This is a genomic window from Polyangium jinanense (genome assembly GCF_028435365.1).
Map to the genome: position 1 here is coordinate 207813 of NZ_JAGTJJ010000006.1, position 18944 is coordinate 226756.

22 protein-coding genes are annotated in these 18944 nt (G+C 66.9%); 9 read left to right on the forward strand and 13 right to left on the reverse strand.

Annotated features, from left to right (window positions below; genetic code table 11):
* The first annotated feature begins 25 nt into the window (after positions 1-25).
* Positions 26-346: a hypothetical protein gene (locus KEG57_RS15920; protein WP_272418787.1), complete on the forward strand. Its 321-nt coding sequence runs from the start codon at positions 26-28 to the stop codon at positions 344-346.
* 144 nt (positions 347-490) lie between these two features.
* Positions 491-2455, forward strand: a complete 1965-nt coding sequence (locus KEG57_RS15925) for a hypothetical protein (protein ID WP_272458592.1) — start codon at positions 491-493, stop codon at positions 2453-2455.
* Positions 2456-2461: 6 nt separating this feature from the next.
* On the opposite strand, the gene KEG57_RS15930 is transcribed toward KEG57_RS15925, so the two are convergent.
* A complete protein-coding gene (locus tag KEG57_RS15930; protein ID WP_272418785.1) occupies positions 2462-4879 on the reverse strand; it encodes a hypothetical protein in 2418 nt (805 codons plus the stop codon).
* Positions 4880-5162: 283 nt separating this feature from the next.
* Here KEG57_RS15930 and KEG57_RS15935 point away from each other — a divergent pair, with 283 nt between their 5' ends.
* Positions 5163-5366 (forward strand): hypothetical protein, encoded by a 204-nt coding sequence (locus tag KEG57_RS15935; RefSeq protein ID WP_272418784.1) that lies wholly within the window; start codon positions 5163-5165, stop codon positions 5364-5366.
* Here the strand turns inward: KEG57_RS15935 and KEG57_RS15940 are convergent.
* The 6 genes from KEG57_RS15940 to KEG57_RS15965 form a co-directional block, all read right to left on the reverse strand.
* Positions 5360-5659: a DUF7677 family protein gene (locus KEG57_RS15940; protein WP_272418783.1), complete on the reverse strand. Its 300-nt coding sequence runs from the start codon at positions 5657-5659 to the stop codon at positions 5360-5362. The two genes, KEG57_RS15935 and KEG57_RS15940, sit on opposite strands and share 7 nt — an antisense overlap.
* A gap of 69 nt (positions 5660-5728) precedes the next feature.
* Complete coding sequence (locus tag KEG57_RS15945; RefSeq protein ID WP_272418782.1) at positions 5729-6064, reverse strand: DUF5713 family protein; 336 nt, start codon at positions 6062-6064, stop codon at positions 5729-5731.
* A 58-nt stretch (positions 6065-6122) separates the two neighbouring features.
* Entirely contained in the window at positions 6123-6647 is a 525-nt protein-coding gene (locus tag KEG57_RS15950; protein ID WP_272418781.1) for a hypothetical protein, read from the reverse strand.
* Entirely contained in the window at positions 6644-7051 is a 408-nt protein-coding gene (locus tag KEG57_RS15955; RefSeq protein ID WP_272418780.1) for an HNH endonuclease, read from the reverse strand. The genes KEG57_RS15950 and KEG57_RS15955 overlap by 4 nt, the downstream gene beginning before the upstream one ends.
* Complete coding sequence (locus KEG57_RS15960; protein WP_272418779.1) at positions 7048-7263, reverse strand: hypothetical protein; 216 nt, start codon at positions 7261-7263, stop codon at positions 7048-7050. Before KEG57_RS15960 ends, KEG57_RS15955 begins: the two co-directional genes overlap by 4 nt.
* A 114-nt stretch (positions 7264-7377) precedes the next feature.
* Positions 7378-7725, reverse strand: coding sequence for a hypothetical protein (locus KEG57_RS15965; RefSeq protein ID WP_272418778.1), 348 nt, complete (start codon positions 7723-7725; stop codon positions 7378-7380).
* A gap of 98 nt (positions 7726-7823) precedes the next feature.
* Between KEG57_RS15965 and KEG57_RS15970 the strand changes: the two genes are divergently transcribed.
* Together KEG57_RS15970 and KEG57_RS15975 are read left to right on the forward strand one after the other, a co-directional pair.
* Positions 7824-8558 carry an alpha/beta hydrolase gene (locus KEG57_RS15970; protein WP_272418777.1) on the forward strand — a complete coding sequence of 245 codons (735 nt, stop codon included), beginning with the start codon at positions 7824-7826 and terminating at the stop codon, positions 8556-8558.
* 47 nt (positions 8559-8605) lie between these two features.
* A complete protein-coding gene (locus tag KEG57_RS15975; RefSeq protein WP_272418776.1) occupies positions 8606-9166 on the forward strand; it encodes a hypothetical protein in 561 nt (186 codons plus the stop codon).
* Here KEG57_RS15975 and KEG57_RS15980 read toward each other — a convergent pair whose 3' ends face one another.
* A complete protein-coding gene (locus tag KEG57_RS15980; protein ID WP_272418775.1) occupies positions 9167-9646 on the reverse strand; it encodes a hypothetical protein in 480 nt (159 codons plus the stop codon).
* Between the two features lie 192 nt (positions 9647-9838).
* Here KEG57_RS15980 and KEG57_RS15985 point away from each other — a divergent pair, with 192 nt between their 5' ends.
* From KEG57_RS15985 to KEG57_RS15995, 3 genes are all read left to right on the forward strand, one after another.
* On the forward strand, positions 9839-10393 hold the full coding sequence (locus KEG57_RS15985; protein WP_272418774.1) for a GNAT family N-acetyltransferase: 555 nt from the start codon (positions 9839-9841) through the stop codon (positions 10391-10393).
* 99 nt (positions 10394-10492) lie between these two features.
* The gene (locus KEG57_RS15990; RefSeq protein WP_272418773.1) at positions 10493-12127 is read left to right on the forward strand and encodes a DUF262 domain-containing protein; all 1635 of its coding nucleotides are present in this window, start codon (positions 10493-10495) and stop codon (positions 12125-12127) included.
* Between the two features lie 2 nt (positions 12128-12129).
* The gene (locus KEG57_RS15995; RefSeq protein ID WP_272418772.1) at positions 12130-13332 is read left to right on the forward strand and encodes a type II toxin-antitoxin system HipA family toxin; all 1203 of its coding nucleotides are present in this window, start codon (positions 12130-12132) and stop codon (positions 13330-13332) included.
* 16 nt (positions 13333-13348) lie between these two features.
* On the opposite strand, the gene KEG57_RS16000 is transcribed toward KEG57_RS15995, so the two are convergent.
* Genes KEG57_RS16000 through KEG57_RS16010 form a run of 3 tightly spaced genes read right to left on the reverse strand, consistent with a single transcriptional unit; the run spans position 13349 to position 16544 of the window.
* The gene (locus KEG57_RS16000; RefSeq protein WP_272418771.1) at positions 13349-14218 is read right to left on the reverse strand and encodes a TrmH family RNA methyltransferase; all 870 of its coding nucleotides are present in this window, start codon (positions 14216-14218) and stop codon (positions 13349-13351) included.
* Between the two features lie 22 nt (positions 14219-14240).
* Positions 14241-15437, reverse strand: coding sequence for a vWA domain-containing protein (locus tag KEG57_RS16005; protein ID WP_272418770.1), 1197 nt, complete (start codon positions 15435-15437; stop codon positions 14241-14243).
* Between the two features lie 57 nt (positions 15438-15494).
* Entirely contained in the window at positions 15495-16544 is a 1050-nt protein-coding gene (locus KEG57_RS16010; RefSeq protein ID WP_272418769.1) for a DUF5005 domain-containing protein, read from the reverse strand.
* Between the two features lie 151 nt (positions 16545-16695).
* Between KEG57_RS16010 and KEG57_RS16015 the strand changes: the two genes are divergently transcribed.
* Complete coding sequence (locus KEG57_RS16015) at positions 16696-17139, forward strand: hypothetical protein (protein WP_272458593.1); 444 nt, start codon at positions 16696-16698, stop codon at positions 17137-17139.
* Positions 17140-17245: 106 nt separating this feature from the next.
* Here KEG57_RS16015 and KEG57_RS16020 read toward each other — a convergent pair whose 3' ends face one another.
* Together KEG57_RS16020 and KEG57_RS16025 are read right to left on the reverse strand one after the other, a co-directional pair.
* Positions 17246-17701: a hypothetical protein gene (locus KEG57_RS16020; RefSeq protein ID WP_272418767.1), complete on the reverse strand. Its 456-nt coding sequence runs from the start codon at positions 17699-17701 to the stop codon at positions 17246-17248.
* Positions 17702-17740: 39 nt separating this feature from the next.
* The gene (locus tag KEG57_RS16025) at positions 17741-18850 is read right to left on the reverse strand and encodes an S-(hydroxymethyl)glutathione dehydrogenase/class III alcohol dehydrogenase (RefSeq protein WP_272418766.1); all 1110 of its coding nucleotides are present in this window, start codon (positions 18848-18850) and stop codon (positions 17741-17743) included.
* Between the last annotated feature and the right edge of the window lie 94 nt (positions 18851-18944).

The following is an 18944-nucleotide window of genomic DNA, read 5'->3' on the forward strand; positions in this document are numbered from 1 at the left end:
TTCGTCGGGGCCCCGGGAGGAATCCATGGATCAGTCGTTCGACGTCTCCACGCAGGGCATGACCTCCACGTTGAACAAGAACGAGGGCAGGACGACGCAGCTCATCGAGCGCCAGACCTCGCGCTTGCCGTCGATCGCGTATCTCGGCCTCGCGTTCGGCTCGATGGTGCTCTCGGCCAGCCTCGCGGCCTCGGCCCGCCCGCAGCGCCGCTTCGGTTACTCCAAGCGCCTCGAGCTCGCGAACTTCGTCGGACAGTGGGTGCCGTCGCTGCTCCTGATCGGCGTCTACAACAAGATCGTCAAGCTCGAGAACGAGATGCTGTCGTCGCGCGGCGTGGTGCGCTGACAAGCGACAGCGAAATCCGTCGACGCGTGATTTCCCACGAGCTCCCGCGGAAAACGCGCCTCCCGTAGACACACGGAGAGGGCCTCGCGTATCGTGCTCGGCTCGGGAGGTCGCTCGACTTGCGGCTTCCGTTCGGAGGTCGCCATGGCAGAGGCCAAGCGCGTCGATTTCAATGCATTGCCGAGGGAGGTGCGGGAGCGGCTCATCAGCTGCATGCAGCACCAGTCGTACCCGTACCCCCTTTTGTCGAGCGTGCCCTCGCAAGGCGCGGCCATCGCGGGGTGGTTCGTCCTCGCGCTCCTCGGCTTCATCGTCGTGGTCGGCACGCTTTTCTACCAGTACGGGCGGGAGCTCCAGCCCATGCCCGTGATGTTCCTTTACTTCCTCGGCACGGCGATCGTCTTCCTGTCGATCCTGTTCCTGGTTCGTCGCGTCCGCCTCGGCTCCTCGCTGCCGTACAAGCCCGGGCGCTTCCTTTTTCCGATGGATTTCATCAACGCGGAGGATCGCCTCCTGCGCGTCGTGCCGATGAGCACGCTCGTGGATTTCCGCGGCGTCCATCAGCACACGAACGGCATTTACAACGGCACGACGCTCACCTTCACGTTCGAGGGCGGCATCACCGAGACGTTCACGATCCACGGCAAGGATCGCGCGGAGGAGGTCCTCCGGCAGCTCGGCGACTCGCAACGTCAGATCCGCGAGGCGGCAGAGGCGCGTGACATCGAGACGCTGATGAAGCTCGATCCGCTCTTCGAGGTGCGCGTCAAGGACACCTGGGCCGTGCAGGCGCCGCGCGACGAGGACATGCAGCAGCCGGCCGCGCAATCGATCGGCGCGCTCTTCGCGAAGGGCACGATCCTCGGCGTCTCCGGGGCCGCGGCGGCCTTGCTCGCGCTGCCGATGTGGCACATGCGCAACGTCGCGAGCGACGAGGCGATGTTCACGAACGCGAAGCAGGTCGATCGCGAGTACGAGTGGGAGCACTACGTCCGCGAGGGCAAGCGCCACCTCGACGAGGCGCGCGATGAGCACCTGCCACGCGCTGCGCTCCGCGAGGCCAAGGAAAAGGGCTCGGTCACGGCGCTGCGCGACTTCCTCAAGAAATACCCCAAGTCGGTGGTCGAGACGGAGGCGCGGGACGAGATCCACACGCTCTTCACGAAGACGCTCGGCGAGTTCCGCGAGCAGGCCTCGACCGACGATCCGAAGCTCTTGCCGTTCATGGAGAAGCTTCTCGGCTACCTCGAAAAGAACGACACGGCGCGCTTGGAGGCGCGCTTCGAGGCGCCGTCGACGGAGAAGCTCGACAAGGTCGACGAGCTGCTCAAAAGCAAGCTCGGCGGCGAGATCGCGGGCGGCGGCAACATCGTCCCCGTGGCCCCGCATTTCGGCGAGAAGGTGGGCGTGCAGCGCGAGGCGGAGATCGTGCGCAGCCTGCAGCAAGGCTTCGAGAAGGTCTTCCCGGCGGACGTGATGGCGCTGAAGCAAGGCCCGCGCATCGGCCCCGACGGCAAGCCCCTCGCGGTGCAGCCGAAGGACGATCGCGACCCGTACGATCGGCTGCGCGATGCAGCCAGCAGCAAGGACCCCGCCCAGATGCGCGCGGCGCTCGCCGTGCTCGACGCGCGCGACGGCAAGATCGGGAAGGACCCCGATGCGGGCAACGTCGAGGCGCCGACGATCGAGGTGCGTTACGAGGTCGGCTGGGCCGGCGATTTCTTCACCGAGGACAAGGGCGACCGCAAGTTCGTCGGCATCGTGGTCGACTTTCACGTGGTCATGAAGATCCCGGGCCAGGCGGACAAACTCGAGTTCGACCTGCCCGTGCAGCCGCCGGACCACTTCACGGTCGACTACACGAACCCGATGTACGGCATCGGCGGCGGCCCGAGCGAGGGCCGCGTCTACGACGTCATGGCCGCGCGCGCGTTCGACCAGCTCAGCGACAAGATGCGCCGCGTCTTCTTCAAGCTCGGCAGCAAGGCGTACGGCCCGCTCGATCCCGACGATCTGCAGCAGATGGCCCCCGAGGCGCCCGACAGCGTGCTCGGCGGCCCCGACGACAAGGCCCCGCCGCCGGGGAAGAAACCCGGAACGAAGCTGTAGTCGACGTCAGATCTCCTTCGCCCGTCCCACCTTCGGATCCTCCGATTCGAGCACCGAAAGCGCGAGCGGATCCGATTTCCCGAGCTCCTCCAAAAGCTGCACGAGCCCCCGGCGTGAACCGTAGTAGTTCGACGCTTCGTGGTCGGCCTCGGTGATGCACCCGCGGACGACCGACCTCGAGATCGGCGGGAATCGCAGGGCTTCGAGCGCCATGGACCAGAGGCCGTCGACGAAGTTCTGGTCGGCGGGGAACTCGAGCAGGCCCGCGAGTGTGAGCAGGATGGCGCCGCGCTTGCCCGCGGGCGTGTGCATGGGCGGACCATCGAGCAGGCCCGTGTCGAAGGCGCGCCACATCGCGTCGGCCGCGCAAAGCAGGCGCTTCAGCTCCTTGCCCGCGTGGCTCAGGTGGGCGTGCATCATCACGTCCGCCTGCATGCCCGCCGGGCCTTCTTCCAACGCTCGGGGGCTCCGCTCGGACGAGCCGAGCTCCGCCCCCGAACCCCCGCCACGTACATACCGACAAACAGCCGGCAAGGCCCCGAGCCGCTCGCCGGGCAAACCCCCGGGCACATCGGCCGGCGGCTCGCCTCGGTCGTAGAACCCGCCCGCGTGAAAGATGTAGAAGAGCTCGCTTTGTCCAGGCAAACCCGCCCAGAGATCCGAGTATTGCGTGACGCGGTTCATGCTTCCCGCGGCCCAGCCGAGCCCGGTGGCCGCCTCGCCGCCGATCTGCGAGGGCGCGACGCCGGGATCCCGCGGCGTGAGCGAGGCGCGCAGGTCCTCGGCGAGCTCGGCGATCGTGAGGTCGAGGAAGCCGTCGTAGAGGTCGGCGCGGCCGTCGCGGTTGACGTCCTGGAAGCGCGCGACGACGAGGGGATTGCCGGGCCCGACGAACTGCGAGAAGCCCGGGAAGTGGGCCTGCGCGTGGTGCCATTGCACGCGCCGCATGCGGGCCTCGATCTCGGCGTGCGTCTCCTTCTCGCACATGCCGCGCAAGAGCTCGACGAAGCAATCGACGCCCTCGGAGGCGTTCATCTTGCCGTCGGGCCCGCCGTTCCGGAAATAAGTGCTGTCCCAGGACGAGTAGATGTCGGCGTCGGGGAAGGCGCGCGCGATCGCGAAGCGGGTTGTCAATCCAGCACATTGCGCGTTCATCATGATCTTGTAACCGGCCTGGCGCGCCGTGGCCGTGGCAGCGCGCATGTCGTAGGCGCCGAGCTGGGCGTGGCGGTTGATGAAGACGCCGACGAACGTCGGGTCGGCCATTTCGATGTTCTCGTCGTCGGGCCGCGCGACGCGGGCGTAGAGCCAGACGGGATCGCCGCTCGGCGTGCGGAACGGGGCTTCGAGGACGCGATACGTCGTGTATTTCGGCGGCTTCGGCGAGCCCTCGGGCGCGGGGATTTCGCGGAAGCCGTAGCGTTCGATGAAGATGTCGACCTCGCCCTCGTGGAAATCGCGGGCCGAGCACATGGCGAAGCGAAAGGGTCCGGCGAGTTTGTCGTAAGGCGGCGCCTCGCGCACGAGGCTCCGGACGAGGCTCCGCGCGAGCTCCCGGTCCGCGGCCGAGAGCGCCGGCGCGCGCATCGAGAGGAGCTGAATCGCGTGCGCCCGGAGCGCCGGCATGGCCGAAGGCCCGGTCTCCCCCGCGACGATCGCGAACATCAGGGCCGCGGCCTGGTCGGCCGCCGCGCGGAACTCGGGATCCCGGAGCGCCGTGGCCACGAGGTGCGAGAGCACGGTGAGCGCGGCCGAGCGAATTTGCGCGGCCGCGAGCGGCTCGTTTCGCGCATATTCGGTATTCGTCGCGGCAGCGGCGAGCGCGCTCCGAGCCTGCGCGAGGAGTTCCGCGGCCTGCGGGGCGGTGAGCCGCTCGGGGCGCAAGGGTTCGTCAGGGTGAAACGCGCTCGGCGGGAAGAGGCGTTCGAAGGTCGTGGTGCGGCGCGACGAGACCCAGCGCGCGGCGCGGACGAGCGCGGGGCCCGCGTCGAGGCCACGTGGCGGCGGCCCTGGCTCGGTGGCAAACGATCCATCGGGCAGGAGCCATAACGACGGCGCGCCCTCGCGCCCGGCCGTCAAATCGAGGGCCGCGGCGGCCCCGGGGGCGGCGGCCCGCCCGACCTGCTTCGGCGGCACGACGGCGACGTCGGCGATCCTGCGCCGCACGGGGGTTCGTCCGGGGAAGATGACGCGCACGCTCTTCTTCCGGTTCGCTTGGAGCATCTGGATCGTCGCCTCCGAGGCGGGGGGCGTGAGGCTCACGGCATAATCACGATCCCCTTCCAGCAACACGTGCACGCCGGGCGTGCGGCGCGCGTCCTTCCAGCGCTCGGCGGCGGCCTCTCCCGCGCCGGCGAGGAGGACCGGCACGTCGACGTTTTCACCCGATGTCGCACGAAAACGGAGGAAAATGGGGTCGGGCATGGGATTCGCTCCGGAGAGAAGCGTCCTCCGATTCGGCGGGAGCGATCAACGGAAAACCGCATGGCCTCTGGAGCGTGGCTTGAGATAGGATCGCGCGCATGACGGATCTCGATGGCGACGGAACTGCCGGGGAGCGGGACGAGAGCGATCCGCTCGCCGACCTCGTGGAAGAGGCTGATCGGGCAGGCACGGCGCCTCGGTTGAATCCGGAGAGCTACGTGCAAGGAGTCTACGTGAGGGGAGCTCGGACGGAATGGATGATGCAAAGCGTACGATCGCCGCGATGCACCGTGATCCCCAAAAAATCGTCGCCGCGTTCGAGACGCCGGTGAAGTGCGCGCGTTGCAGCGCGGCGCATGCGCGATTCCGGATGGTGGACCAAAATTTCCCGCGTTGCCTCTCCTGCGGTCGCTCTTTTCTGGCGGACGACGGGAAATTGCCGAAGGTCGAATTCCGCGACGAGCCGGACGCCCCCGCGCATCAGTAAAGCTCGACCTCCCAGTCCTCGAACGGGGGCTCGACGACGTAATCCGGCTCCACGTAACTCCGGATGAACTGAGCGGCCCGGCGCTCGGCCTGCTTCGCATTCAGGACGATCCCCGCATCATCGAATTCGAGCACGTTCATGAAGATCGCGTACGTCTGTTCGAGCGCGCTCGGCTCCTCGAAGATGGCCGAGTAATCCACGCCGTCGAGCAAAGGCAGACCCGCGGTGCCGTTCGCCAGCCAGTACGAAAACAGGCGAACCGCGCCACGGACGGAGGGGCTCACTTTCGGCACGTTCTCACCTCTCGACGTTTACCACGCAGCCTCGACCTGTGCGTTCTGGACGCGGACGCCGATCATCCTTCACCAATCACGCGGCGCGATCGCCTCTTCGATGTCGAATTCGTAGCCGTAGGCGTCGAGGATGAAGCCGATATCCTCCGCGATGGCCTCGCGCGCGACGGTCTCGATCTCGCTTTCCGCTTCGTAAAACTCCTCCTGGAGCTCGTTGAACGCCTCGGTCGTCGCGTGCGTGAGCGCGTAGACCGCGCTTCCTTTGGGCGCCTCTTTCTCGATGCGCTCCGCCAGCGCCGCGAGCAGCCACTGCCCCTTTTCGACGAGGTGCTTCGGGTAGTAGTCGTCCTCGATCATCGACGCGAGGAATTTTCGCTGCGCGACGGTCTGATTCTCGATGGTCATTTTGCCCGCCGCAGCATGCCACCAGGCGGCCATCTGCACAAGCCGACGCAGTGATTCCCTACGAATCCGCGTCCTCCAGCAGAGCCTCGGCGAGCTCCGCGGCCAAGGCTGCAGAACGAAGACGCGCGGGTGAGCGGTCGCTGGCAATCGCAAGCGTCACCGGGACCATGATACGAGCGTGCGAATGCAACAAGGCTCGGAGGTCGCCACGAAGGCCGGTCTCGGGATCGATGCCTTCGAATTCGAACCCGGGCTCGGGCCCGAAGGAGCCCAGGAGGTCGATGAGCACGTCGAGCGTCGTTCGACGCGCAATCTCATTGTCGCTTTCGAGGATCCGGGCGAGGAAGGGTAGCGCCGGCAGTACCACTGGGTAGTAGCTGCCCGAGTGATTGTTTCCGACGGCATAAAGAAATTTGTGGTAGGCGCGGAGGGCCTCCTCCTCGGAAGTGCACGACGAAAGGGCGCGAAGCGCGGATGGAACCTCGTTCGGGTCGTTCCATTCCGGCTGGGCAAAGGACGCCCAGGGGACATTCCGCACGTCGTCCAGCATGGTTCCTCGGCGGGCTTCGGCCTCCTGGCTCAAGGACGCCATCCACGGCGCAAGAGCAATACGCGCAGCCGAACGCGCCCCTCGTCGTTCATGTCGAGGAGCTGCACGGTGGCACGCCCCTCGGCCGTCACCCCCTCCACGGTCCCTTCCGACTCTACGGAAAAGTGCTCTCCCCAAGACTGCCGCCTCGGGTGATAAAGCGGCACGATGGCACTCGTCTCGGGGTCGATCGACGCGATATTCGGCCCCTTCTTCAGGTTGCAGCGAATGCAGCAGAGGCACAGGTTATCGACATCATCCGATCCACGGTGTTGCCTTCCGATGATGTGGTCGACCTGATGGGGCAGAATCGACGCGCTTTGAGGCAACCGACAGTACTCGCACGCGCCCTGGGCGCGCCGCTGGACGAACTCCCGCGTGTCGGTCGAGAGCTTCACGACGCGGCGCGCACGCTCCAGAACTCCTCGGCCTGCAGTTTGAGGAGGCTCAGCGTGTCATTCAGGCGGACGACCTCGGCGTACTCCTGGTGCTCTTCCGGCGTGAGGACGCCGGCGGTGCTCTTCCGCGCGAGCTCCTCGACGCGTGGAGCCAGTTCTTTGCTGACCGCTTCGAGCGCCGCTTCGAGCTGCTCCAAGGTTCGCCTTTCCATGCGTTTCTCCGTCGCCGATGTCTCCCGGTAGCATGCCACCCCTCCGCCGTCGGCACAAGGTCGGTCGCGAATGGGCGGGCGGGGAGGCATGACGCAGGCTCGAGGCGCCTCCCATCAACAGAAAAACACCTTCTCCCCGCGCGCAAGATACCCGACGATACGCGCAAGCAGTACGTGCCCGGAGACCTCGGCGAGTGTCAATCTGCGCAAAGCCTCCCGGAGGTCCCCCTGCATCCGATCGACCCGATCGAGCGAGACATCGATGCCCTCGCGGGTGAAGCCGGGCCATACCTCCACCGGTACGCCGAGCCGCGCGCAGTATTCCACGAGCTCGTGCCAGGACGAATACGAGACGACGTCCATGTCGCCGTCGATGATATCGACCTCCCAGTGCTCCTGCTGGTCGTTCCCGCGATACGGAAGCCTGCCCAACTGTCGGGCGTGGTGCAACGATCCGGGCATGGGGCAGCGAGCGTAATGGTTGGGGCCGGAGCCCTGTCAAGCCCGGTCGCCGCCCCTCCTCCCCCACCCCCCTCGAAATCCTGCTACCGTCCCGCCCCATGGAACCCCGCACCTTCGGCCCCCTCCGCGTCCACGCCCGCGGCGGCGACGATCACCGCGGCGGCGGCGACGGCCCCGCGATTCTGCTCTGCCACGGCTTCGGCGCGCCCGGGGAAGACCTCGTCAGCCTCTGCCGCGTCATCGACGCCGGCCGCGGCGTCCGCTGGTTCTTCCCCGAAGCCCCCCTCGAAGTCGAAGTCGGCCCCGGCATGCACGGCCGTGCCTGGTGGGACATCGGCATGGATCGGCTGATGACCCTGCTCATGCGCGGCGACATCGACGGCGCCATGAAGCGCCTCGACGAGGTGCCCGAGGGACTCGCGCCCGCGCGTGATGCCCTCGCGGAGACCATCGAGGTCCTCGTGAAGGATCTCGGCGTGCGGCGCGATCAGCTCCTCGTGGGCGGGTTTTCCCAGGGCGCCATGGTCACGACCGAACTCGTGACCCACCTCCGCGAGCCTTTCGCCGGCCTCGCCGTGCTCTCGGGGACCCGGCTCGGCGGCGACCGATGGCAGACGGGGCTCGATGCGCTCGGCGAGCGGCTCTCGGCGTTCATCTCGCACGGGCGGCGTGATCCGCTCCTGCCTTTCGGACGCGCCGAGATCCTGCGGGACATGATGACCGCGGCGAAAGCCGGCGTGACGTGGGTGCCGCACGGCGGCGCGCACGAGATCCCCCCGGTCGTCGTGAACGGCCTGGGGACGTTCGCGCAGGCCCGTCTCGGCGGGGCGTAGCGCCCGAGGGCTCCCCTTTTCCGGCTCGCCAGCGTACACTCTTCCCCATGCTTCGACGCTTCCACATCGCCGAGCCTTGCAGCGAGCGCTGGGAGTCGATGACGGGTTCGGAGGCGCGACGGCATTGCAGTTCGTGCGACAAGCAGGTCGTCGCGCTCGCCGAGCTCTCGCCCGAGGAGGCCGATCGGCTGATCGCCTCGGCCCGGCCGCACTCGCTCTGCGTGCGGGTGGAGCACGACGAGGAGGGGAACGTCCTCTTCCGCGAGCGCGAGCCACGTCCCCCGCCCGCTCGGAGTTTGCCGCGGCTGCGCCTCGCCGTGGGTGCGTCGCTGCTCGTCGCGGCCTGCGGCAAGCACGAGCCCGCGCCGACCGCGACGAACGAGATCGCGCAGCCCGAGGCCGCCGAAGCCCAGGCGCCGAGAGCCCCGGCCGAGGCGCAAACGCCGCCCGAAGCCGAGGCGCAGCCGAAGACGTCACCGGACCAGCCGACCGGCCTGAACCCGCAACAGCGCAAGCACAACGCGACCTCGGTCCCGGGAAAACCGAACACGCGGGTCACGACGGGCTGCGCCTGCGCGATCGGCGATCCGGTCTGTAGCTGCCTCTAGCTACGAAGGTTCGCGCGCAGGCGCGGCGTCCGCGGGCCAGAGCCTGCGGAACCCGAGGCCGACGATCGTGCCGTCGCTGCGCTCGACGAGCGCGCCGAACCGGCACTTTTCGATGAGCGTGCCCTCGTCCACGCGACCCTCGTCGAGGTAGCGGATCCGCTGGCCCTCGCTCAGCGTGGCGAAGACCCGCGCGTCGGCGGCGATCGTCACGAGATCCCGCGGGAGGGCGGCGTCGAGCGGGGCGGCCGCCGCGCGACGGGTCCGGCGCACCACGTTCTCGTCGACCCACACGTCGAGCTCGTCTCCCCGGACGAACAGGACCACGCCCATCAGGCGAACGCCGCCCGGCGTGGTGAACGTGACCGCGTCCCCGGCCCCGGGTTCGGTCGAGGCGCGCCCGCCGAGGCGCTTGCGCATGGCATCGACTGTCGGCAGCGGCGGCCGAGGCGTGAGGACGGGGAGCCCGAACTTCCGGACCATCGAACCCAAACATAACGCGCCCCGCCCCCCGCCGCGATCCCCTCGTGCACCCGCCAGACAGCGTGTGCCTCCCTACGGTTTTCCCGCGGACAGGAATATATTTTTCATCGCCTCACTTTTTTTCCGGACGATCGGGTCGTTCGACACATGGAGCTCATTGAGGGGACTCTATGTCCGGTCCCGTAAAACCCCATGCTCGACACGTACGTCCTTCCTGTCTCCCCCGACGAACCCACCACGGTCGCCGAGGGCCTGGCGCTGCTGGAGCACGAACTCGACGAAGTGCCGGATGCCGTTTTTCCCGGTCTGTCAGGACAGCCACCGGAGCTCGACCCATGGGAGGTGGTCGACATTCTGGGAGACGAGATGCGCTCCGGGCGGCTCAAAGGTTTTGCCGGGTACGTGGGAGGTTTTCCCGCGGGGCTCTGCCTCGTCGGCGCGCTCGCGGCGTTCGCGCCCAGCGCCGCCGCGACGACGGGGCGGGTGCCGACGGTGGCCTGCCTGCTCGTGGCCCCGCGCTACCGAACGCTCGGGCTCGGGCGGGTGCTGCTCGCCGAGGCCGAGAGCGCGCTGGCCGCCGAAGGGGTGACGTTCGTGGATGCGTACCCGCCGAAGACACGGCCCGGGAAGGAGATCGGGCCGCTCGGTACGTTCCTGCAGGCAGGGTTCGTCCGGATGGGCGAAGCCGGAGACCGGATTCTGGTGCGGAAGACGCTGGGAACGACGCGGGCGCGGAAGGTGGGGTGAGACGCGAGGGTGTGGGTTGATCGGAGGTCTCTTGATGAGGACTGCTTCCCCCTCTTCCGAGGCCCCAAGAGGGAGGAACCGCTGTAGACTTGTCATTGGATGAACGAGCGGCACGGCGGCCAGCAGCCCAAGAGGCTGGAAAAACGACCGGAGGCGACGACCTTCCAGCTCGACATGCTCCTGGCAAAGGTGCTGGAGGGGCAGGTCCGCGTGCCTCGCTTCCAGCGTGGTTTGCGATGGGAGGACGAAGACCGCCTTCAACTGTTCGACAGCATCTATCGGGGCTACCCGATCGGCACCCTGCTACTCTGGAAGCGACCAGGCCCAGAGGCCACGGTTCCCCTGGGCGCCTTGACGGTCCACGCGCCCAAGCGCAGCGACGTCCTCTGGATCGTGGACGGGCAGCAACGGGTTACCACGCTCGCCGAGGCCCTCCTGCGAACTCCTGAACCCGACGAACGCTCGATCCACGTCGATCTGGACAACGAGGACGAGCCTTTTTCCTACCTTCGCCCCTCGAAGCTACGGAACCGCGAAGCCCCCAGGGACCCGCGCTACATGCCCATCTCGACCGCGCTCGACTCGGCCCACTTGCTCGACTGGCTGATCGAGCACGGGGTGAACCGGGATCGCCGCAACCGAGCGATCGAGATCGGGAAACGCATCCGCGAATATCACGTCCCCGCCTACATCGTCGAAACGGAAGACGACCGCGTCCCCATCACGATCTTCGATCGAACCAACCGGACCGGGCGGAGACTCACCGATCCGGAGGTGTTCGAGGCTCTCTTCGGTTCGATGATCGAGGGGCCCCCGGCGGGACTCGAGGATATCGCCCGGATCCTGGACAGCACCGGGTTCGGCCGACTCGGCCGGGATGACGTGCTCGATGCGCTACGCGCCATCGAGGGCCTGCCCTTCCACGAAGACTTTACTCGCCGCATCGATCCCGAGCGCGTGCCCGATGCGCTGCGTGCGACCGAACGTGCGATGCGGAGAACCGTGGCTTTCCTTCAGCACGACGCCTCGATACCGCACCGCGAGTTGTTGCCGTATTCGCTCCCTCTGACGATTCTTTCGAGGTTCTTTCACTCGTTCCCCGAGCCGCGCATCCGAAGCCGCACGCTCCTCCGACGTTGGGTCTGGCGAGGCTCCCTCGCCATGCAACTGACGGGCGCGACGGTAGGCATCCGACAGCACCTCGAGTGCATTCGCGATGGGGACGAGGAGGGCTCGGTACAGCGGCTACTCGGTCTGGTATCGCCGCAACCGAATCCCGACGTTCTGAACATCGCGGATTTCAACCGGCAGGTGGCCAAGAGTCGGCTTCAATGCTGTGCGCTCGCGTCCCTCCGGCCCAGAGACCTAAGAACGGGCGGGACCATCGATCTGTCGACGCTCCTTTCGACACCAGAAAAAGCATTTCCCATGCTCGTCGCACGCCGAAAAGGTGCGCCCCCCGACGTCTCGGGCCTCGCCAACCGTCTTCTCCACCCGCATCTCTCCCCTGGCGAGCTTCGCGACCTCCTGCGCGACATCGAGGACGAGGCGCTGCTCGCGACGCACGCCATCACGACGCAGACGCGCATTGCGCTCGTGGTAGGCAAGCACGACGAGTTTTTGTCACGAAGGCACCAAAGCCTCCGTGAGCTCATCGAGCAATTTTTCCGGCAGAAGGCCGACCCCGGCGCCGACGATACGCCATCGGTTGTATCGATGCTGGAGGATGATTGATCATGCGTCTCGACGTGCTCCTCCACGATACCGTCGTAGGAACGCTGACGCTGCACCACGGCAACAAGACGACGTTCCGATTCGAGCCCTCGTACCTTGCCATGGCAGACCGACCGGTGCTGGGCCGATGGTTCGAGGACCACCTCGATGAGCACTGGGAGTACTTCTATCCGCAGAGCAGGCTTCCGCCGTTCTTTCAGAACTATTTGCCCGAAGAGGGGAGCGCCCTGCGAACTCTCATCGCGCGTCGCGCGGGAGTGAAGCCGCATCGCGAACTCGAGTTACTGTCGGTGCTGGGAGAGGATTTACCCGGGGCCATCGTCGTGCGCAGTGACGATGTGGCGAGCGGCGCCGAATCAGGAGACGACCGCCCGGCCGACGCCGCGCTCGACGACAGCGCGCCGCTGCGCTTTTCCCTGGCAGGCATCCAGCTCAAGTTTTCGGTCATGCGGAACGACGATCGATTCACCCTGCCAGCATCCGGGAAGGGCGGACATTGGATCGTAAAACTGCCCGACAACCGTTTCCCGTTCGTGCCCCTGAACGAGCATGCAATGCTGACGTGGGCCAAGGCCTGCGGCATCGACGTGCCAGAGTTCGAACTCACCTCCGTGGCCGATCTCGAAGGTCTCCCCCCCGAGCTTTCGTTCCGGGAACCTTATGCTCTGGCCATTCGTCGCTACGACCGCACCCCGACCGGCCGGATCCACCAGGAGGATTTCGCGCAGGTGCTCGACGTCACACCCGCCGAAAAGTACGAGCGCTGGAGCTACAACAACCTCGCGCGTGTCATTCGATCCGTCTGTGGGGAACAGGACGCCGCCGAGTTCATCCGACGACTCGTGTTCACCCTGCTGAGTGGTAACTCGGATGCACACCTGAAGAACTGGTCGCTCGTCTACCCCGACGGGCGACGCGCCCGACTCTCGCCAGCGTACGACCTCGTTTGTACCGTCGCGTATCCTGGCACCGACCCTAGGTTTGCGCTCAACCTGAGCCGTACGAAACACTACACCGACGTGACGACGAACCACTTCGAGCGCCTCGCCGCCAAAAGCGGCATGGATCCCGAGAACGCACGTACGCTCGTGGAGTCGTCCGCCGCCACGATCCGTGATCGATTCCGTACTCTTCGCGACGAGCTTGGCCTCACGAGGGAGACCCTCGAAACCCTCGACCTTCACCTATCCAAGATGAGGTTGTGAGGCCCCTGGGCCCCCCTTAACGCCGCCGCGGCGGACGCCCCCGCTGCGGGCCCGCAGGCGCACGCGCAGGCGGCGACGCGGCCGGGGCCGCCGGCGACGCGGGTGACGGGTTTTTCCCCAGCAAGTTCTCCCGGACAACCTCCGCCAGCAGCACGCTCGCCGCGATCGACACGTTCAGCGACCCGACCGTCCCGGCCCCCGGGATCGCCACGAGCGCGTCGCATTGCGCCTTGGCCCGCTCGGACAGCCCCTCGCGCTCGTGGCCGAGCACCAGGACCACCGGCCGCTTGAATGAATACCCGAACGCGTTCGCCGCGGCGTCACTCTCGCCGCCCACGATCGAGATCCCCCGGGCGCGCAGCCGCGCGAGGGTGTCGGGCAGGTCCGTCGTGCGGGCAAACGCGAGCTCTTCGGCGCCGCCCTCGGCCACGCGCACGGCGTCGGGCGGCAGGCCCGGGTGCGGGGCCGGGGCGCCGAGCAGCGCGGCGTCGAGGCCGAAGAACGCCGCGCTCCGCACGATCGCGCCGATGTTGTAAGGGTTCCGCACGCGCTCGAGCGCGATGGCCGCGCCGCGCGTCCGGACCAGCATGTCCGCGAGCTCGTTCGGCCCGAGCCACGCCCGCGGCCGCGTGTGGAGGCAGAGCCCCTCGTGGTTCTTCGTGTGCGCGATCCGCTCGAGCTCGTCGTCGCGGAGCTCGTGGCAGGGGACGCGGCGCGCCGCGGCCCAGCGGATGAGGGTTTCGAGGTCGCGGCGCGCCTCGCGGCCATAGGAGACGGCGAGGATGTCGTCCGGGCGGCGGGCGAAGACGGCGAGGCCGGCGCGCAGGCCGTGGACGACCTCGGGGGCCTGGGCGCCGAGGGCACGCGGGTCGGGCTTCTGCTTCATGAACGAGGGCAAACCTTCCAGATCAGTTCGGCGTGGGCTCCTGGCAGCCAAGGACGATGTCGAGGTCCATGACCACGCCGTCCTTCAAGCTATCGCACGCCGGGCCGTAAAAGACGACCTGGTTCTTGCCCGGGTCGTAGTGCCAGCCGTCCGTCTTCGTGTCGTCGCGCATGACCTCGGTCGTGTTGTCGAAGAAGACGTAGATCTCGCTCGGGTTCGGCGGGACCGCGTCGAGCGTGTACGCGCAGGAGAGCGTCTTCTTGGCGATCGTCACGAGCGCCACGTCGAGGCTCGCCTGGTCGGAAGCGTCGTAATACTGGTTCGCCCCCGCGGACGGGACGCCGCCGGCGATCGCGAACTTGTTCATCTGCGCCGGATCGATGCCCGCCCCGAAGCCGATCACGAACGTCGGGATGCCGCGCTGCTCGAAGAGGTTCTTGATCTCCATTTCGGTCGTCGCATCCGAGCCGCACGTCTCCTTGCCGTCCGTGATGAGCACGGCATAACTGTCGCGATTCGGATCGTCGAACGCAGGCTCGGTCGTCGATTGCGTGACGGCGGTCTGGATGTTCGTGACGCAGGGGCCGTCCGGGAAATACTTATCGGCCTTCACGAGCGCCGCCGTGAGCAGCTCTTGAATGGCCGCCTCGTTTTCGGGGCCGACGGGGATGGGGATTGCGTCCTGCTGGCAGTTCGGGGTCACGAGGTCGGGGAAAAGCGTGAGGCCGAAGCGGATCTTGCCGGTGTAATCGGTCGTCATCTTGTTGATGGCCGCGACGGCGATGTCCCACTTCGTCACGTCGCCGACGAGCGCCGTCATCGAGCAGGAGCGATCGAGGACGAGCAGCATGTTCGGCGGAATGGACTCGACCTTCGCCTCCTGCGCGCCACATCCGCCGCCCGGCACGCACGTCTTCGTGGCGGTGTCACATGTCATGCCCGGCGAACAGTCGCCGTCGGCGGCGCACCTGCCGGGATCGATACACGTGCCCACGGAGCTACATTTCTGCGGCTCGACGCAGGCCAGATTGCAGCCGAACGAGCCCGCGCCCGCGCCCGCCGATCCTCCGCCGGTCATACCGCCGGCGCCCGACGTGGCGCCCCACGCGCCGCTCCCAGAGGAAGCGCTGGATCCGGCGTCACCACACGCCGACGCCATCACGACGCCCATCACGCCCGCGAGGGCAGCCCAAGTCGAAGAGGAAGATCGATGCAGCATGGATCGAGATTACTCGATCCGCACCTGCAACGATAGTGGCAGCGCGCAGAGTCAATTTCATGGCGCGCGAAGCGTCACGCGCACGAAGCGCGGGAAATAGAGCGAGGTATCGGCGACGAGCGTGGCGAAATCGAGGCTGTTCGAGGCATACGTGACCACGAGATCGGCGCCTTCGAGCTCGGGGTGGCCCTTGCCGGCGTAGACGATGGTGTCTTCGCGGTCGGATTCAGGGGGATGGTAGAAGGTCTCGAGGTCGGAATAGGGGCCGCGGAGATCGTTTGCGGTGCGGAGCGCGAGATCGGAGGCGCCGAAGCCCTCGGTCTGCACGCCGATCCAGAGATCGCGGGCGCGATCGTGGTGCACCGTGAGCTCGGTTTGCCCGTCCTCGAAGGCGAGCCCGAGCGGCTCGGGCTTCGTGAAATCGATATCGCCCGACGCTGGCAGGGGGAAGCGCGTCAGGTGGATGTCGTGCCCGCCGGACTCGTCTGCGCCGAATGCGTAGAGGTGCCCGTCATGCGCGAGCACGCTCGCCGAGCCGACAATGACGCCGTCGTCGTTCGAGGGCATTTCGAGCTCCTTCATGATCCACGTGGGCGGCGCGTCGTCGGGGTTCTCGACGACGAAGACGTCGGCATCGAACACCTCGAAGCCGAGGCCGCCGCTCGCGGAGCGGACGGCCATCATGAAGAGGAAAAGTTTGTCCCCCACCCGCTCGCCGTCGCCGGGCCAGTACCAGATGCCGTCCTTCTCGGGGAAAAAGGAGGTGGGCTCGTCCTTCGGCCCGTTCCAGAAAAACGCGATCGAGGCCTCGCTCGGGTCGTAGCCGTTCTGGATGGCGATGCTGTTTCGCACGAGGCGAGATTCGCTCCGGACGTTCGCCTCGCTCGTGGCGATGAAGCTATCGCCGAAGAGCCAGAGGACGCGGCCGCCGCCGAGGTCGACGGAGTAGGCGTCGTCGGCGCCGAGCCAGCGGGGATCGGCGTGGAAAAGGGCGTCGGCCTCGGGCCAGGCGGTGGCGGTCGCCTCGATGGCCGGCGCTTCGCCGCAGCCCGCGAGCAACGCGCCGAGGAGAGATACAGCTCCGACATGATTCCGCGACCCAGGCATACAGTGATGATACCACCATTGTACGGTTCACGCTGTACCCGGCTCTATGCAAACTCGTTTTCGACCGAGACGATTTCCGAGGCGCAACGCAGCACTATCGTGACCGTTCGTGCTGTTGTCTCCGACTGGCGCGGCTGGTAGCATCGTTCGAATGGACCTAATCGATTCCTCCATGCCGAGCTGGGTGGTCGGTCGTCATGTGGTCCGGTTGGAGCGGCCGGACCTCGTTTCCGTTGCCTTCCGCGGCGCGACGAGCGCCGCGGAGGCCGAAAAGATCCGGGACGTCTACATCGCAATCGGCGAGCAAGTCGGTCGGTTCGACGTCCTGTTCGACGCGAGTGATCTCGTATTCCTGGAAGCCGGCGCGCGTGCAGCCTGGACGCGCGGAGGCAAGGTTTATCCGTTACGTCATGTCGTCTGCTTCGGCGCGAACTTCCCGACGCGTACCGTGATCATGACGGTCTACCGGGCCGGGCGGCTGCTCGCACCTTCAATTTTCGATTTTCACATCGAGTTTGTCCCCACGGAGCAGGAAGCGCGCAACCGTCTCGCCGTACTTGGTCGCCAGGCGAGGCACTCCTGCGCACCCGCGTGAACGTTCGCGTCAAGATTCCCATTTCCGATGGAATTCGCTACCGACGAGCAGGAAGCCCGCGCCCGCATCGATCAGATCCGCCGCGCGACGCGCCTAAAACGCGCCTTCAGCCCGGGGAGGGCGTGAATTCGAGCGTCTCGACGACGACGCGGCCGGGCGCGCGCAGGTCCATCGCGGTGACGGGCTGTTTCTGGGAGACGAGGTCCGTGATCTGGCGCGCGATGGGGTCGACTTCGAGGGCCCGATCCGAGAAGACGACGAAGATCTTCACCTTGCCCTCGCGCGGCGGGATGCGAAAGACGTTGCCGGCGATGGGCTCGCCGGCCGGGCAATCGGGCGAGAGCTTGTCCTCGAGCATCGTGAGGTGGCGGATGGGACCCCCGTCGGCGATGGTGAAGACGAGGCAATAAGGGGGCTGTCCCGCGGCCGGCACGAGCTCGATCTGGGCCGGGCCTTTCTGGACGAGCGCCACGCGCTGCGAGGGCGAGGGCGAGGGCGGCGCGGATTTCTCGCAACCGGCGAGGGCGAGGAACGAGGCCAGGGCGAGGATGGATCCCCTCATGCGCGAGGGTCTACCCCGCCCCGGTCGCGGACGCAAAGATCAGAAAGTCACGACCGTACGGATCGACTTGCCCGAGTGCATGAGATCGAACGACTCGTTGATCTTGTCGATCGGCAAGACGTACGTGATGAGGTCGTCGATGTTGATCTTCTTGTCCATGTACCAGTCGACGATCTTCGGCACGTCCGTGCGCCCGCGGGCGCCGCCGAAGGCGCTGCCCTTCCACACGCGGCCCGTGACGAGCTGGAACGGGCGCGTCGCGATCTCCTGGCCCGCCGCGGCGACGCCGATGATGATGCTCTCGCCCCAACCCTTGTGGCAACACTCGAGCGCCTGGCGCATGACCCTCACGTCGCCGACGCATTCGAAGGAGTAATCGGCGCCGCCGTCCGTGAGGTTCACGAGATACGGCACGAGGTCGCCCTGCACCTCGTTCGGGTTGACGAAATGCGTCATTCCGAACTTCTCGCCCATCTCCTTGCGCGCCGGGTTCAGGTCGACGCCGACGATCATGTTCGCGCCGGCCATCTTCGCGCCCTGGATGACGTTCAGGCCGATGCCGCCGAGGCCAAAGACCACGACGTTGTCGCCGGGCTGGACCTTCGCCGTGTAAATGACCGCGCCGAGGCCCGTCGTGACGCCGCAGCCGATGTAGCAGACCTTGTCGAACGGCGCGTCCTCGCGGATCTTCGCGACCGCAATCTCGGGCAATACGGTGTAATTCGCGAACGTGGACGTGCCCATGTAATGGTACACGGTCTCATTGCCGATCTTGAAGCGGCTCGTGCCGTCCGGCATGACGCCTTTGCCCTGCGTCGCGCGGATGGCCTGGCAGAGGTTCGTCTTGCGCGAGAGGCAGAATTTGCACTGGCGGCATTCGGGCGTGTAGAGCGGGATCACGTGATCGCCCTTCTTCACGCTCTTCACGCCGGGGCCGACGTCGACGACGACGCCCGCGCCCTCGTGCCCCAGGATCGAGGGGAAGATGCCCTCGGAGTCCTTGCCCGAGAGCGTGTAATCGTCGGTGTGGCAAACACCGGTCGCCTTGATCTCGACGAGGACCTCCCCTTCCTTGGGGCCCTCCAGATCAACTTCCTCGATGCTCAGCGGCGCGTTGGGTCGATGCGCAACCGCGGCTTTGATCTTCATGGTCTCGTCCTCCGGCCTCGAACAACGCGGGCTTTCCCGGCGCCCGCGCGCGCATCGTAGCGACGAGGCGTTTCGCCGTCACACGAAAAATCGT